The sequence below is a fragment of the Winslowiella sp. 2C04 genome, assembly GCF_050037805.1.
Classification (GTDB): Bacteria; Pseudomonadota; Gammaproteobacteria; order Enterobacterales; family Enterobacteriaceae; genus Erwinia; species Erwinia toletana_A.
Genome location: NZ_CP188300.1, coordinates 1,366,985 through 1,383,970, shown reverse-complemented (window position 1 = coordinate 1,383,970; position 16,986 = coordinate 1,366,985). Strand labels below are relative to the sequence as shown.

The following is a 16,986-nucleotide window of genomic DNA, read 5'->3' as shown; positions in this document are numbered from 1 at the left end:
CTACTTTTCCTCGGGCGTTTTGCGGAACAGATCGCGAAGCGGATGTTTAGGGTTGCTCGAGGCATCAATCGCGTAAGGGTCATCCACCGCCGCGGCACACTGCGCCTCGATGTTTTCCGGCCAGACCGGAACCTTACTGGTAACCATCGCGATATAGCGTGGGATACTTAAGATAAAGCTCAATGCAAATAGCAACGGAAAAAGAAACATCGGCGCGCCGTTGAACAAATAAAGCGAGTACAACAGCCCAAACTGATAGCCCTCTCTCTTACCGGCTATCGGCAGGCAGACATTCACCGCCGACGCCACCGACGCCGGCCCCTCTTCCATATAACGGCGGACAAACTCCCAGTGCCGCTCAAGCTGCTTGCGATCTGAGTGTGTTGCTGGCAGGCAGAAAGTATCGATCACCGTCTCGTTATCGTCCGCCAGGATATGACCGCTGATGTAGTAGTCTTTATTAAAGTCTTTTCGATGGCTCAGGCCGGAGGTAAAGAACACCTTTTCCCAGGGTACGCTGCAAATGGTACCGTCCAGCCGGAAAAAATGAACCTGACGATTTATTCTGTCAAAACGAATGGGATAATGCGTCCAGGCAAACCATTCTGCTTTTAAAACTTTAAACATAAAAATATCCATTGATATTAGTACCAGAAGGCTTAAGAAACTTAAAACTACGCCACTAAATCGCCCCCAGCCATACACAAAAAAAAAGGAGTACGATGTAGCCAAGAAAGTAGCTGTGAGCATAATAACTACTGGCGCCGCCAGCAGACTCATTAACCCTTTTGCAGAATAGTATTTATCAACCAGTTCCAGACAGTGAGAGTTCATGGCGATTACTTTCACATCCGGCACCACTGACTGATCGTCAAGATCAATTTTTTTATTCTGCTTTAGTTGGTTTTTTTTCTCATCAGATTTAAGTGGTCGATTAAATTTAAACTTAGGAAATAGTCCGTAGTAGTCCATATTGGTCTCTTGCTCCCTGCTCCAGATTCCACACTCACCCAGTCCGCTTATGCCCAACAGTACCTACTTTTCCTCGGGCGTTTTGCGGAACAGATCGCGAAGCGGATGTTTAGGGTTGCTCGAGGCATCAATCGCGTAAGGGTCATCCACCGCCGCGGCACACTGTGCCTCGATGTTTTCCGGCCAGACCGGAACCTTACTGGTAACCATCGCGATATAGCGTGGAATACTGAAGATAAAGCTCAATGCAAACAGCAACGGTAAAAGAAACATCGGCGCGCCGTTAAAGCCGGATAGTAAATACAGCAGCCCAAACTGGTAACCCTCTCTCTTGCCGGCTATCGGCAGGCAGAAATTCACCGCCGGCGCCACCGACGCGGGCCCCTCTTCCATATAACGGCGGACAAACTCCCAGTGGCGCTCAAGCTGCTTGCGATCTGAGTCTGTCGATGGCAGGCAGAAAGTATCGATTACCGTCTCGTTATCGTCCGCCAGGATATGACCGCTGATATAGTAGTCTTTATTAAAGTCTTTTCGATGGCTCAGGCCGGAGGTAAAGAACACCTTTTCCCAGGGTACGCTGCAAATGGTACCGTCCAGCCGGAAAAAATGAACCTGACGATTTATTCTGTCAAAACGAATGGGATAATGCGTCCAGGCAAACCATTCTTTTTTTAAAACTATGAACATACAAATATCCATTGATATTAGTAAAAGAAGGCTTAAAAAATTTAAAACTACGCCACTAAGTCGCCCCCAGCCATACTCAAAAAAAAAGGAGTACGATATAGCCAAGAAAGTAGCTGTGAGCATAATTCCTAATGACGCCCCCAGCAGACTTATTACCCCTTTTGCGGAATAGTATTTATCAACCAGTTCCAGACAGTGAGAGTTCATGGCGATTACTTTCAAATCCGGCACCAATGACTGACCGTCAAGATCAATTTTTTCATTCTGCTTTAGTTGGTTTTTTTTCTCATCAGTTTTAAGTGGTCGATTAAATTTAAACTTAGGTAATAGTCCGTAGTATTCCATATTGTTCTCTTGCTCCCTGCTCCAGATTCCACACTCACCCAGTCCGCTTATGCCCAACAGTACCTACTTTTCCTCGGGCGTTTTGCGGAAAAGATCGCGAAGCGGATGTTTAGGATTGCTCGAGGCATCAATCGAGTAAGGGTCATCCACCGCCGCGGCACATTGTGCCTCGATGTTTTCTGGCCAGACCGGAATCTTACTGGTAACCATCGCGATATAGCGTGGAATACTGTAGATGAAACTCAATGCAAACAGCAACGGTAAAAGAAACATCGGCGCGCCGTTAAAGCCGGATAGTAAATACAGCAGCCCAAACTTAAAACCCTCTCTCTTGCTGGCTATAGGCAGGCAGAAATTTACCGCCGGCGCCACCGACGCGGGCCCCTCTTCCATAAAACGGCGGACAAACTCCCAGTGGCGCTCAAGCTGCTTGCGATCTGAGTCTGTCGATGGCAGGCAGAAAGAATCTATCACCGTCTCGTTATCGTCCGCCAGAATATGACCGCTGATATAGTAGTCTTTATTAAACTCTTTTCGATGGCTCAGGCCGGAGGTAAAGAACACCTTTTCCCAGGGTACGCTGCAAATGGTACCGTCCAGCCGAAAAAAATGAACCTGACGATTTATTCTGTCAAAACGAATGGGATAATGCGTCCAGGCAAACCATTCTGCTTTTAACATTTTAAACATAAATATATTCATCGATATGCATATAATAATGAGTAAAAAATATGCACTTATACCTGCCAACCTCCCCCAACCATAATCAAAAAAAAGAGAATAACATAGAAAAAGAGAACCCAGTGAGAACATAGTTACGCCAGACGCCCCAAGCAGACTCATCACCCCTTTTGCAGAATAGTATTTATCAACCAGCTCCAGACAGTGAGAGTTCATGGCGATTACTTTCAAATCTGGCACCACTGACTGACCGTCAAGATCAATTTTTTCATTCTGCTTTAGTTGGTTTTTTTTCTCATCAGTTTTAAGTGGTCTATTAAATTTAAACTTGGGAAATAGTCCGTAGTAGTCCATATTGGTCCCCTGCTCCCTGCTCCAGATTCCACACTCACCCAGTCCGCTTATGCCCAACAGTACCTACTTTTCCTCGGGCGTTTTGCGGAACAGATCGCGAAGCGGATGTTTAGGATTGCTCGAGGCATCAATCGCGTAAGGGTCATCCACCGCCGCGGCACACTGCGCCTCGATGTTTTCCGGCCAGACCGGAACCTTACTGGTAACCATCGCGATATAGCGTGGGATACTGAAGATGAAACTCAATGCAAACAGCAACGGTAAAAGAAACATCGGCGCGCCGTTATATGCGGATAGTAAATACAGCAGCCCAAACCAATATCCTTCTCTCTTGCCGGCTATCGGCAGGCAAAAATTCACCGCCGGCGCCACCGACGCCGGCCCCTCCTCCATATAACGGCGGACAAACTCCCAGTGGCGCTCAAGCTGCTTGCGATCTGAGTGTGTTGCTGGCAGGCAGAAAGAATCTATCACCGTCTCGGTATCGTCCGCCAGGATATGACCGCTGATGTAGTAGTATTTATTAAACTCTTTTCGATGGCTCAGGCCGGAGGTAAAGAACACCTTTTCCCAGGGTACGCTACGGATCGTACCGTCCGGCCGGAAAAAATGAACCTGACGATTTATTCTGTCAAAACGAATGGGATAATGCGTCCAGGCAAACCATTCTGCTTTTAAAATTTTAAACATAAATATATCCATTGATATAAATATAATAATAAGCAAACCATATAAACTTACAGCACGCCAATTACTCCAACCATAATCAAAAACTATAGAACAACACAAAACCAGAGCACCAAATGAGAACATAATTACTGCAGACGCCGCCGGCAGGCTTATCAAGCCTTTTGCAGAATAATATTTATCAACCAGTTCCAGACAGTGAGAGTTCATGGCGATTACTTTCAAATCCGGCACCAATGACTGACCGTCAAGATCAATTTTTTTATTCTGCTTTAGTTGGTATTTTTTCTCATCAGCTTTAAGTGGTCGATTAAATTTAAACTTAGGAAATAATCCATAGTAGTCCATATTAGTCCTCTACTCCCAGAGCCAGTTTTAGCTCATTCATTTCCATCGTGATATCTGGCCAGATGGGAAGATCTGCGGTTTCCCTCTCCCTAAAGAGCACCTGATTTTCTTTGGTATCATCCGTATTCACGGGTATCCTGCGCCATAAACATTGAACCAACCACTTTTGAATATTGTCCCGGCTATAAAACGCCAAATAAATAGCGGTAAATACAAGCAGTACTACCGCAATAATACTACCAATTACTGGTAGCGCATTCGCCATTAAGGCTATAACTAACCATGCTCCTGCGGTTCCTGATAAACCGTAAGCTATGGCAAGGCCTAAATGGCCTTTACTATTTTCGTCATACATATGATTAAAATCCCACCAGGTGGCAACCACACCTGCCACTATCCCCAACACTTTCCCTATGATCTCTATCCATTTCATAAATGGCTCTGATCGTAACAATCGCACTCTGGAAGAGGCGTCGGCAAACAGATTGAACTGCTTGATGCCGGTTTCAACTACGCTGAGACTTGCACTTGCAAGGCCAGCTACACCGGCCCAGAATTTGGCATGTGCTTCGCCCTGGTCAGCGGTAAGCGTTTTTTTATTTTTTATATCAGCCGTTGTAAGCAGCGCAGCGGTCTGCAGAACGGCTGAAATTACGCCGAGGGCAAACGGCATCGCTTCTCCAATCTGGCTGGCGCCGCGCCTCACTGCACCCTGCCACTGACTGAACTGCTGGGCCTCAACGTCCGCTGAAAGACGCAGCAGCTTCACCAGTGCGGCAGGGCGCTCTTTCGGCGGCAGCGCCTGCAGCTCATTAACCTTGTCGATATCGATCATTACAAGGAACCGTTTAACTTCCACGCCCTCCATCGGCACTCCGTTAATTCTCAGTCGCCTGATTTCCTGTCGGACATAATGCCGCAATCTGTCGCTATTCGCCCTGCTGCTCAGCCCGCTCTCTTTCGCCAGTTGAGTGACTACTTCAGAAAGAAACTGTTTGTAGGTGCCGGTTTTTTCGATGGTTACATAAGCTTTATTGGTTAGTGCTCCCATTGCCACCAGGCAGGCAAAGACCTGTTTTGATTCCATTGCCTGAGTAATTTTTCGGGCGACAATTCCTGTAAGCATGCCAATGAATATTGAAACCGCGCCGGCAGCGCCCTCATTTGTTTTCTCAATTACGGTCTTATAGATGTCCGCCAGACCACTCCAGGGAATCGTCAACCACTCGGAAAACCCTTCGACAGCTTTGGTTATTTTATCTGCCAGAACATCCTGATTCAGCACCAGCGCCCTTGCCAAAATATTATTGGGGTCGGTTGGCAAACCTGACAATAAATCTGAAAAATGGCGGATGACGCCGGTTTTGTCCTGCATACCGACGATGCAATAATTGAGGGTTTGAACATAGTCGATGCCGCTACTCAGCTCAGTGGTATCAAAGTTTTGCCGGAAGTAATTCAGCAGCCCCTCGCTTTTCATCCATTCGAGATACATGTCGGTGCGTGGACTGACGATACGGTCATTGTATTGTGCTAATGCCTGGCTGAAGGTACGCTGAAAGGCCGCCATTTTTTCAGGATCGTAATACTGTTCATACTGCGCCCATTTCTTGGCTACCGTGCTATTCATCTTCCTGTCGGCGAGCGGTGTGTACATATTATCAGGCACGTCACTGTTGGCACTGTAGCCGAACGGACCATAAAGCGCCTGGCGCTCTTCACTCTCGCTTTTTTCGATATAGTCTCGCTCAAACTGACGCGTTATCGCCTCTTTCAAACCACCGATCGCCGAAGCCAACGCCAGCTCGCGCTTATAAAGCGAATTATTGTAGATCTGATCCTGTAAGTCATAATCAATCAGCGCAGAAAGATCCTGAAGGATAGCGGGTGGATCCTGCAGCAGCAGAATTGCTCCTTTATCTGCGTACAGTGAATCCGCTGCCAGCCTGATATTTTCTGCCGCCATGGGATTCGCGTTCTTCCACGGTGCCGGAGACCATTTTTTTACCTTACCGTTAGCGGCCTTTGCACTGTACTCCGCTATGGTGTCACTTAATCCGGCGATCGAAACCGCCTGGTCTGCCTGACCACTGTTGATCCACGCATCCATATCAAAACACTGCATAGACAGGCTGCGCCGGGCGGGATCTTCATGCTGTTTGCGTACAGCATCTGTCCACTCCACCTCAGACCAGGCAAACCAGAACAGGCCGTTTTTCATGCCCGCTGACTTTATCGGCAGGGTAATCAGTGAGGCAGTCGCCAGTTCAGAAGGCTCGGTAATGCAGGGCTTTACTTTGCCACTGATAATATCTGGTGGAACGTCGCCATATTCAGGCAAGGGATAATAGAAGCCGTCAGCGGTAGCGAAATAACTTATCCAGCGCTTACCGGACTCAGCCCAGATATAGAGGAAACCTTCGCGTAACAGGCGCGCTGTCCATGCAGTCTCACCTTTTGCCTCCAGCGGCGCAGTCAGAGATGAGGATAGCTTAGGTAAAACGTCGTCCTGTGACATCACTGCCGGACGTGCGGGCAGGATGGGTAACCCGTACCGGATACAAAATTTACAGCCTTGTTTGGTGCTCATGTCAGAAGTTGCTCCCTGCGTTGTAAGGCTAGCTACTGGTCATAGTCCGCCAGCGGTTTTCGTCCCACCCACTGGTTTCATCACGATATAAGTTCGGGCAGTGGCTCGCCTGCTGTAAAAATGCAGACATCTTAGGCGCAGCCCAGAATCTTTCACGCTGTACCAGACCATGCACCGCAAACGCAATACGATCGTTCTCGGTGGGAAGCTCACACTGCATCGCCTGCACCAATAACATTTCCAACCGACGGCTGGTCTGTTGGCGCTGGTTGATATCCGCACACGCTGGCAGCTGTTGTAACGCCTGGTTTATCAGCCCACAATGCGCCAACTGATGCAGGTTCATGCCAGCCTCTTCTGACGGACGGCCAGCAGCATGTTCAGAAAATTCAAGGGTATGCCAGCTGCCATCAAGCCAGAATGTCCAGCTCGGTATCTCTTTTATTGAAAGCAGGTTACATAACTGCCGCGAACTGAGCTTCCAGTGCAGATAAAACAGCACCCTGGGATCGTAAAAGCGCAGAATATGGCCGTTCTGCTGGGTATCCTTAAAATAAAGAGTATTGAGCAGCGCGCTTCGAACCTGCTGAGGTGAACAGACGCTGGATAACAGCAGGCTGCATTTCTCCGGTGAACGAGATCCACTATGTCGCGACAGCGTTGTCATCAAACTATCCCACTCCTGCGAAGGCAGTTCACGCAGTGGCACCAACCAGGGATAAAGATGAGCCTGGGGAACCAGCATCGGCAATACTAATTCAATAACCGGCCACGAGTCAGGTAGCTCAGGGACGAGCAGACGGTCAATCACCGCATATTGATGTGCCCCTATAGCCCGGTGTGGAGTGATGTATTCAATAGTCATTACCGCTCCTTATTTGAGTGGCACAGTGGCGTCACCCTGACTCGCTGCTTCCGCTGAGATAGATTCACATGCGGTAAATTTAGGGAAAGGCGCCTCCTTTTTTGCCGGTCCGGCATAATCAAAATCAGCACTTTTAACAGAAAAGCTTCCGCCGGTGTTGTGCTCAATTTTTGTCGGGTCGATCGTCAGACAGGAACCTCCACACTGCAGAGTAATTTTTTTCTTTGCCGAAATGATAATTTCGTCACCGGTGCTGGTGACAGAGAGTGCTTTGCTGGCGGTAATATCCATCGCATCAGTTTGCGCCTGAATTTCCACCTTGCCTGAGGCGGCTACCAGCTTCATGCCCAGTTCATGAACAAATGCAACAAAGCCTTTTTTCGATGCCAGGACCATACGTTTTAACGCACTGATTTCCGTATTCCCACCGGCTGTTATCATCTGATTCTGGTTTGCACTTAACTGAAGATGCTGAGGGGTCGACAGGGCTATACCCCCGGGGGCTCCGGCAACAATGGCAGGTTGCTGTAACTGATCCAGATTTTGATGTAAAAACTGTTGCTGGGTACTGTTATCCATTGGATCAATACGCGCTGTCTGCAATAAATCAGAGAGAGATTGCGCCAATGACAGTGCATCTGACAACTGACGTTTAATTTCATCCATGCTCAGTTGCTGGGCCATCGCTTTCGGTTGCAGTTGGGTGGTAAGCAGCAGCCCCTTACCACCGCGAACTGAAACCCAGTCATCGCTGCGCAGTTCAACACCTTCCCCGCGCTTCTGCTTCTCCCCATCCACCAGATGCCCGAGGTTCAGCTGGCTTTTGCCACCGTATTCGGTCGAAACTTTGATGTGTTCCTGACCACGGCTGTCGTCCAGTCGAATCTTATTGTTGGCGGGTGTGCGCAGTACGTTGCGCTTAAAGTTGCGGATGCTGACGTGGTCGGTATGCGCCGAGTCGTGCAGTACGCCAACAATATACGGACGATCCGGATTACCGCCTTCAAAACCAATCGCCACTTCGGTGCCAGCCAGCAGCGGCAGGTGCAAGCCGTAGGCGCCCCCGGCGTAAGGGCGCGACTGGCGTACCCACAGGCTCTCAAAGCCGGTCTCCCGGCTGTCGCGGTCAAACAAAACACTGACGCGGTAGCGACCATCTTTGTCGATATGGCCGTAGGTATCGTTTTCGGTGGTGCTGGTCACGCGCGCCGGTAGCGTGCCCGCCATTACCGGGCGAGCGCCTGGCTCCGGGCGAAAGCCGTAGTCGCTGCTGTCCGGAATGGCGTTAAAATGAACCTCAAAGCTTCTGTCGCGCTGCGCGTGGCTGGTCATCGCGGTGATAACCACCCCTTTGGTAAAGGTCTCAGTGACCTCATAACCTCCGGTCACTTGCAGTAGCTGGCCCGGCGACAGCGTCGCGCAGTTGGTGATGCCAGCCAGCCGGGTCTGACCGTTCAGATAGCGCTCATGACGAATCCGGGCATAAAACGCACCGGACTCCGGTGACGGATTGCGGTCATGCATACTGCCCCGGGTCAGGTAGTTATCCGCATAGTGATAGGCATCGCCGTAGGTGGTAGTGTCGCCACGGGACACATCCACCAGGGTGTTCATATCTTCCATCGCCTGGCGATAGTTATAGTCACGGGTGCTGACCTGTTTCTGCACCACATTGTGACGACTTTCCATACCCCAGACAGATTCCACCCCCTGGTCATGCTGACCGGAGGGCGGCACTGACGGCAAGGTCAGGCCCTGCTCGTAGCCCTGTTGGCTGTCGTAAAACTCCACCACATCAATATTCAGACGTGTGTCGGTGGTGAAGCGGAACCAGATTCCCACCTCGCCGAGCAGGCGGCGAATAAAGTGCAGGTCGTCCTCGCCATACTGCATTACCTGCTCGCGTCGCGGATACTCGCGGGTGAGGGAGAACAGAAAATCCTGACCGCGCAGGTTGTGGCGCTCACGCAGAATTTTTTCCACAATCTGCGGCACCGACAAATCCTGGTAAATAGCGTTCTGGTGCGAGCGGTCGAGCAGCGCCAGCCGCGGCTGCAGTGTCAGGGCGTAGTGGGTTTCATCCTTTGAGGTGCTGAGTCGCTCAAATCCGGTCACAACCCCCTGCATCACCCGCACCGGCTGCTGAATTTTAATGCCGTAACCCTGGTCGACCGGTGCCTGTAATGTCAGGGAGGCGGATTTCATCAGCATCGCTTCGCGGCTGATGGTATGGTCTGGACTGGTAAACTCAACCCGATATTTAAACGGCTGGCTGAGAGCATCTTCACCATCAAAAACCAGCACGTCCAGCGGCGACTGGCAGTCACGAACCGCCAGCACATGGTGGCTGTGGCTGAAGATGAGTGATAACGGATTATTACTCATTCCTTGTATCCCTCTGTCAGGGCAACATCCATATTAAACTCAAGCGCAATACCTTCATTTTCATCCCAGCCGAAGGTCAGTGATTGAGGTTTCTGCTGCGCGGCGATGTGTGTGAGCAGTTGCTGACTCAGTACCGGCAATATTTGCTGATTAAGCAGGCTGTCGACATTACGTGCGCCGGTATCCGGCAGCAGGCAGGCGGCGGTCAGTGCGTCGTACAGGCTGTCTTCGATATGGGTAGTCAGGCCGTAATGTCGATGTAAGCGCTTGCTGACCTGGCCGAGCTTCATCTCAACGATAGTGCGCATCGCGGCTGGCGCCAGCGGGCGGTAGATAACCGTCTGGAAACGCGCCAGCAGTGCGGGCTGGAAATGGTCGCGCAACATTGGCCGCAGCAGTTCTTGCAGCGCGCCGTCAGTGGCCTCCGGCTGTTCGTCCAGCAGCTGCATAATAGAATCGCTGCCCAGATTGGAGGTCATCAGAATCACCGTGTTGCGAAAATCGATTTCACGCCCTTCACCGTCACGCATAAATCCACGGTCAAATACCTGGTAGAACAGGTTCATGACGTCGCGGTGCGCCTTTTCCACCTCATCCAGCAGCACCACGCTGTACGGACGTTTGCGTACCGCTTCGGTAAGAATCCCGCCCTGGCCGTAACCGACATAGCCCGGCGGAGAACCCTTCAGCTGCGAAACGGTATGCGGCTCCTGGTATTCTGAAAGGTTGATAGTAATCAGTGATTTTTCACCGCCATACAGCACGTCGGCCAGCGCCAGCGCGGTTTCGGTTTTACCCACTCCGCTTGGCCCTACCAGCAGAAATACTCCCTGCGGCCCGTTTTCAGAAGTAAGCCCGGTTTTGGCGGCGCGCAGGCGCTGCGCAACGGCGACCAGCGCCACATCCTGCCCTACCACGCGTTTACCGATTTCATTTTCCAGCGTCAGCAGTTCGCTTTGCTCATCTTTCATCAGCGAAGACAGCGGCACGCCGGTCCAGTCGGCAATCACGTTCGCCACGGTGCGGGTATCGACATCAATCTGAATCAGAGCGCTGTGCTGTTGCAAAGTATCGAGTTGCTGCTGCAGAGAGTGGATTTCCGCCTGACGACTGATATCTTGGCGACACGCCATCAGCTGAAGCGCAAGCCGCTGTTCCTCAGCAAAGTGGGCGTGCTGCTGTTGCAGGGTCTCTTCCAGCTGTGCACGCTGTGTTTCAATCGCGCACAGGCGGTCACCATGTTTATTTCCGCCGACGGCGATATCTTCCAGCAGCGCCTGCGCCTCCAGTTCCAGCGCCGTCAGCTGTGCTTTAAGCTGGGTAATAGCTTCCGGCACGGTATCCAGGCTCATGCGCACTCGCGCCGCCGCGGTATCCAGCAGATCAACCGCTTTATCCGGCAGCTGGCGTCCGGTAAGGTAGCGACGGGAAAGCGTGACAGCGGCGCGCACCGCGTCGTCGGTGATATGTACGCCATGATGTTCGGCGTAGCGGGATTTCAGGCCGCGCAACATCAGGCAGGCGGTATCGTCGTCCGGCTCATCGACTTTCACCATCTGGAAGCGGCGCTCCAGCGCAGCATCGCGCTCAAAATATTGCTTGTATTCGCTCCAGGTGGTGGCCGCGATAGTGCGCAGTTCACCGCGCGCCAGTGCCGGTTTCAGCAGGTTGGCGGCATCTGCCCCACCGGCCTGGTTACCCGCGCCAATAATGGTGTGGGCTTCATCGATAAACAGCAAAATGGGCGTCGGTGATTGCTGGACTGCGTCGATCACGTTTTTTAGCCGTTGTTCAAATTCGCCTTTTACGCCAGCTCCTGCCTGCAACAGCCCGAGATCGAGAGTGCGCAGTGAGACAGTTTTCAGACTTTCCGGCACATTACCTTCGGCAATACGCAGCGCCAGCCCTTCCACCAGTGCGGTTTTACCCACTCCCGGCTCGCCGACCAGAATCGGATTATTTTTGCGACGGCGAGAGAGAATATCCACCATCTGACGGATTTCACTGTCACGGCCAAATACCGGGTCGATGTTGCCCTGCTGCGCTTTAGCGGTGACATCGAGGGTAAACTTGTCCAGCGCGTTCTGCAGCGCCGGTGACAGCTCACCTTCCTGTAGCCCGGCCTCAGCCGGAAGACCGACAAATTCGACTTCCCCGCCGTGATGCTGCGCCAGCTCCGCCTGCTGCTGAACTTCCGGGCGCTCATCAGACTGCGCATCAAGCAGCGGGCGTAACCGTACCAGCTGGCTCTGACCGAGGGTCAGCAGTGGCCACAGGCCATCACAACCGACCAGCGCCGGTTTATCGACCAGCGCCATCAGCAGATGCACACCGCGAATGCTCTCCTCACCCGCCAGCGACGCCAGCAGCCAGGCCTCCTGCATCAGAGACTGAATGCTGGCGGAAAGCTGAGGGCGACCGCGCACCGAACGCGGCAGTTTATCCAGCCAGCCCAGCAGATCCTGCCAGATTGCATCCATGTCCCATTCGTAGCGACGCGCCAGCACCGTCAGGTCACCTTCACCCTGCTCCAGCAGTTTCAGCAGCCAGTGTTCCGGCAGGATTTCCGCATGCGCACGGGTCTGGCACAGTGAAGCTGCGCCTTCCATAGCACGGGCACAGTAAGGATTCAGACGACGCAATAGGATAGCCGGGTTTTCCATGTTCATTAACTCGCTGTCAGAGACCTTCAGGCACGCTACCGCCCATCGCTGTAACCAAAGCGCATCAGGTCAGATTTCCAAATTGAGGGATGCTTTGCTCAGTACCCGAGAGGCCGGGCACTCAGGAAAGAAATGGCGGACAGAAACCTGCCCGCCAGCGACTTACGCGGTGGCGCGTTCGTTCCAGGAATCGGAATGAATGATGTTGCCGTCTTTGTAGGTCCAGGTGATTTTTTCGTAACGCAGCTCGATCTGCTCGAGGTGGTTGTGCTTCTCAAAGGACGGATCCTTGATGTCGTGCATCACTGGATTGACCTTCACTACCTTCACGTTTTCCAGTTTGGTGTTGAAATACTCAACTTCCTGACCGGCGTCGTTGATTTTGAACCACTTAAACTCAGCCGATTTCAGGGTCTGGCCGGTGGTCACCGCTTTGTACAGATACGGGCTGGCAGAGTCGATTTCCTTGGTGAACAGGAACGGCGTGTGGATGCGGGTACCGGTCAGTTTGCCGGTGTTGTTATCGGTCGGGATGTACAGGTTGTGTTCCTGAGCAACGATCTCGATGCTGCCTTCACGATCCTGAACGTCCACTGATCCTTTAATGTCCGCGCCGCCGTCGTCTTTCAGCCAAAGATAAACAGGAATTGCCATGAGATTTACTCCATTAGATTGTTATCAACGTCATCATCCTGAGATGACGTGGGGGTATTACCTGGTAGCTGACAGGCGTCCGCCTGCGGTACCAGACTGATTTCGACACGCCGGTTAAGCGCACGGCCTTCCGGCGTGTCGTTCGTTGCGATCGGACGGCTTTCGCCATAGCCCTGCACCGCAAAACAGCTTTCCGGCACGTCACCGGTGTCTCGCATCCAGTTACGTACCGCTTCAGCACGCTTTAGCGACAACGTCTGATTAAGCTGCGGGTTACCGGTGATATCGGTATGCCCGGCTATCACAATCAGCCAGCCCGGTTTGGCCTTGATGCCGACCAGCGAGTTCACCAGCATTTTGGTCGAGCCGGTTTTGAGTAAGGCTTTACCGGAGTCGAACAGCGACATGCTGTCGAGGCGGATGATTTTCGGCACCGGCTTTGGCTCTGGTTTTGGTGGCGGCGGCGGCGGTGGAGGTGGCGGCACGTAAGAGCGGACTGCATTCAGTACTGGCAGGCGCAGGCGCTCGCCCTGATACAAACCAAGGCTCATGCGTAATGGTTCACCGTTGCGTGCCCATTGATCCAGCTGAGCCGCATCCTGGCGAAGTACGTTCACCGCAGCCGCTTTCGGACCGTAATCATCCATTGAGATACGATCGTAATGCTGAATGTCGAAGCTCAGACGCTGCAGTAACTGGCGGTTATTCCAGCCGCTGCTGCACAGAGCAGCGGCTGCAGCGAGGGTGAAAATCACCAGCCCACAGCGCCAGGCTTTTTGCAGGCCAGTCAGTCCCTGACCTTCCGGCAATATTGGCAGCACAAAATCTGGCATCAGCGACATCGCCGAAGTTTCAGCACAGGCAGGATGCCAGCCAGCCACGTTCTGCATCGCGGTATGGCGCGTTAACCAGGCCGTCCAGAGCGATAAAGTTTTTACACCACTTAAAGCCGGGCCAATTCCCCACAGCACAGCGGTCGGCGCAATGGCCGGAATGTCCGGGTTCTCGTCCATAAACACCGTCTTGACGTGTTGCTTAAACCAGCTCATCAGACTGTTCATCAGCACCTGCTGCTGCATTGCCATCGCACCGCCGGTGGTGACCCAGGCCGCAATCGAACAGGGTGCGGAGGATTCACGCCATACGCTGATGCCTTCCCCCGGAATCGCAGCCTGCCAGAGCATATCGCTCATTAAGGCGCTGCCCACCTGACCGTTAAGTACCAGCGGCACCGTATGACCCGTTTCACGACGCAGCTGGCTGATTTGCCAGCGCAGGACCAGTAAACGGCTGGTAAGCGCTTCGGTGTCGGTGTGCTTCTGCGGACAGACGCTGACCATCACCGACAGCTGACGTCCCCAGTCCGGACGCAGTTCCAGCACCTGTCGCGCCACCTGATCCACATCCTGATGATCTTCGACCCGAATCCAACAGCCCTGAGTGACCGTCAGTACCTGTGATACTTCCGGCCAGTCCTGCGGCAGGTCGCCGCAAACCAGCACGATTGGCTGGCGATATGCCACCTCCGGCAAATTATCAAGACGAGCCACTGCGGTATGCTCAGCCCGGCGGCGGGTGATAAACCAAACCACCGAAATCAGGCCCCAAATAGCGAGCATCAGTAAAACAGCCACCAGTCGTGACGCAGGCAGAAACCCCAGACAGACGACGCCGCTCAGCAGCACCGCCCACAACACCAGCAGGCGCTGTTGAGCAGGACTCATTTCACCGCCTCAGGCAACAGGGTTGTCAGCAACTGATCCAGCCAATGGCTGAGGCCCCACCACAATGCGGCAAGGATAAGTATGCTCAGGCCAATTCGCACAGGCCAACTGGAAAGCCAACCACTCATCCCACGTCCGGCGCGGCTCTCGGCCAGTATCGGATGGCTCTGTGGAAAACTGAATGGCGCAACCTGCTCACTCAGCGCGGCTACCAGTTTTTGACGTTGCGGATCGTGTATTGAGCGAAAGCTGCCGAGGAAGCCCAGCATCATCACTCGCTGGAAGCAGGTCAGCACTGTCTCGTCCGGTGAGGATTCGCGCAGAACGTCACGCATACGGTCACACAGGGTATCGCCCGCTTCCATAGTGCCGAGAAAATGCCCCTGCAGAGGGATGTCATACCACTGCACGCAGGCATCATCCTGTACACCCCGACTTTTTACCGCCTCATCCAATAGCGCACATTGAGCGGTGAGGATATGCTGGCAGCTCGCTTCATCCACACCAGCGTCTTTGAGAGCCTGCTGCACGCGCTCCACGTCCGCCACGCAGCGATCCCACAGCATCCGGCCTTCACCATCTTTGAACTCCGGACCATGACGCAGGCTGATTACCTGCAACCAGGTATCCTGCAACAGCGCATCGATATTGCAGGACGCGGCTATCCCGCGTTTGTTGTCACTCATGTTCTCAGTACCGCATAGAGTTCAAGATCAGGCTCGCCGAGCGTACCTGGGGTATAGAACATACAGCTGCCGCTCTCCAGCATCTCCCGTGCTGCCGGATGGGACAGATCGAGGGAGAAATACTGATTTTCCAGACGCAGTGGAATCGCGGCCGGCACATGACGCAGAGGATTCAGTGGAATTCCCTGACGAGAGGCATTCACCAGACTGGTGACGTAATCCGGACTGCCCACCTTGCACTGGCGCGCGAACTGCTCCTGCAGCTGCGCCGCCGGAAGTGGAGAGCGAACAGACAGATAATAATCAGCGCCTTCGCGCAGTCGTGGATCCTGCAGACGTGCCAACCACTGGCGCAGTCGTTTGTCATGAGTAAGCTCAATAGCTACTACTCGCGACGGCAGGCTGGCTTCCAGCAGGTCACTCAGCAAGTCAAACAGCGGCGGGAATACCGTATTCAGTTGCTCGTGTTGCCAGACAGGGATGGCGCTGACCTGATGCTCCAGCGAAAAAGTCAGCAGACTACCCGCCAAACGTGCCAGTTCCGGATACAGACGCTCCGGTGCGCTCTGAGGAAAACGCTGAAACTGCCCCAATACCGGCTCAGCACTATTCAGGGCATTCAGCAACCAGAACAACGAGACATCAGCTACGGCAAAATCCGCCATTCGTTCATTGCTTTCACGGCGCATCGCCATCAGACGCGTTAAACGGGCGCGGAGCTGACTCATCAGTTGTTCCAGCTGAATCATCAGCCAGCTGCTGCTCTGTATCGTCAGTAACGGCGGCAGAAAAGCCTCATCAAGCGTCCAGAGCCCCTGAGAATCCTGCTGCAGGCGCGCCACCGGACAGGTCAGATAGTCGCTGTTATTCTGATGGGCAAAACGCAGGGTCAGCTCTGGCTGCATTACGGCAATCTGGCGGGTATCGTCACCAAACTGGTTACGAACATCATGCCAGCGTTGGCGATAGCGCACAGGCCGCTCTGCCACCTCATCAGGCTTCAGGCAGTTGCCACCATTGGCGCGCAGCAGCGGCAGTGCCAATACCACCACGGTTTCATGTGACTCACCGTCAAGAGACAGCACTGGCGGCAACGCATCAGCATTGCCGGTATCGACAAGCGTTCCGTCCTGAAAACGAACGTGCAGATGACGAGCCTGCAAGCGACCGAGCTTAAGTGCCGCCGGCTCAAATAGGGCCTCAATAATTCCCCAGGGATGGCTGAGGCCCATTCGTGCAATACACTCTGCTGACCAGGCCGCGTATGCGGCCTGTTGCTGGAAATGTTGGGGCGAGACCATGATCCCCCTGCCCCATAACGGTTGTTCCGTTTTCACAGATT

12 protein-coding genes are annotated in these 16,986 nt (G+C 53.0%); all 12 read right to left on the bottom strand.

Features of this window, described 5'->3' with window-relative positions:
* Positions 1-972: a DUF6708 domain-containing protein gene (locus ACP3TC_RS06015; protein WP_426817761.1), complete on the bottom strand. Its 972-nt coding sequence runs from the start codon at positions 970-972 to the stop codon at positions 1-3.
* A gap of 63 nt (positions 973-1,035) precedes the next feature.
* Positions 1,036-2,007 carry a DUF6708 domain-containing protein gene (locus tag ACP3TC_RS06010; protein WP_426817760.1) on the bottom strand — a complete coding sequence of 324 codons (972 nt, stop codon included), beginning with the start codon at positions 2,005-2,007 and terminating at the stop codon, positions 1,036-1,038.
* Positions 2,008-2,070: 63 nt separating this feature from the next.
* Positions 2,071-3,042: a DUF6708 domain-containing protein gene (locus ACP3TC_RS06005; RefSeq protein ID WP_426817759.1), complete on the bottom strand. Its 972-nt coding sequence runs from the start codon at positions 3,040-3,042 to the stop codon at positions 2,071-2,073.
* Between the two features lie 63 nt (positions 3,043-3,105).
* Positions 3,106-4,077 (bottom strand): DUF6708 domain-containing protein, encoded by a 972-nt coding sequence (locus ACP3TC_RS06000; protein WP_426817758.1) that lies wholly within the window; start codon positions 4,075-4,077, stop codon positions 3,106-3,108.
* Between the two features lies 1 nt (position 4,078).
* Positions 4,079-6,667 carry a T6SS effector BTH_I2691 family protein gene (locus ACP3TC_RS05995; protein WP_426817757.1) on the bottom strand — a complete coding sequence of 863 codons (2,589 nt, stop codon included), beginning with the start codon at positions 6,665-6,667 and terminating at the stop codon, positions 4,079-4,081.
* A gap of 28 nt (positions 6,668-6,695) precedes the next feature.
* Positions 6,696-7,532: a DUF4123 domain-containing protein gene (locus tag ACP3TC_RS05990; RefSeq protein WP_426817756.1), complete on the bottom strand. Its 837-nt coding sequence runs from the start codon at positions 7,530-7,532 to the stop codon at positions 6,696-6,698.
* Positions 7,533-7,541: 9 nt separating this feature from the next.
* Positions 7,542-9,917, bottom strand: coding sequence for a type VI secretion system Vgr family protein (locus ACP3TC_RS05985; protein ID WP_426817755.1), 2,376 nt, complete (start codon positions 9,915-9,917; stop codon positions 7,542-7,544).
* On the bottom strand, positions 9,914-12,580 hold the full coding sequence (tssH, locus tag ACP3TC_RS05980) for a type VI secretion system ATPase TssH (RefSeq protein WP_426818243.1): 2,667 nt from the start codon (positions 12,578-12,580) through the stop codon (positions 9,914-9,916). The genes ACP3TC_RS05985 and tssH overlap by 4 nt, the downstream gene beginning before the upstream one ends.
* 162 nt (positions 12,581-12,742) lie before the next feature.
* On the bottom strand, positions 12,743-13,234 hold the full coding sequence (gene hcp / locus ACP3TC_RS05975; RefSeq protein ID WP_313853013.1) for a type VI secretion system effector Hcp: 492 nt from the start codon (positions 13,232-13,234) through the stop codon (positions 12,743-12,745).
* Between the two features lie 5 nt (positions 13,235-13,239).
* Entirely contained in the window at positions 13,240-14,958 is a 1,719-nt protein-coding gene (locus ACP3TC_RS05970; protein ID WP_426817754.1) for an OmpA family protein, read from the bottom strand.
* The gene (gene tssL, locus ACP3TC_RS05965; protein ID WP_313853016.1) at positions 14,955-15,644 is read right to left on the bottom strand and encodes a type VI secretion system protein TssL, short form; all 690 of its coding nucleotides are present in this window, start codon (positions 15,642-15,644) and stop codon (positions 14,955-14,957) included. Before tssL ends, ACP3TC_RS05970 begins: the two co-directional genes overlap by 4 nt.
* Positions 15,641-16,981 (bottom strand): type VI secretion system baseplate subunit TssK, encoded by a 1,341-nt coding sequence (gene tssK, locus ACP3TC_RS05960; RefSeq protein ID WP_426817753.1) that lies wholly within the window; start codon positions 16,979-16,981, stop codon positions 15,641-15,643. The genes tssL and tssK overlap by 4 nt, the downstream gene beginning before the upstream one ends.
* Positions 16,982-16,986: the final 5 nt, after the last annotated feature.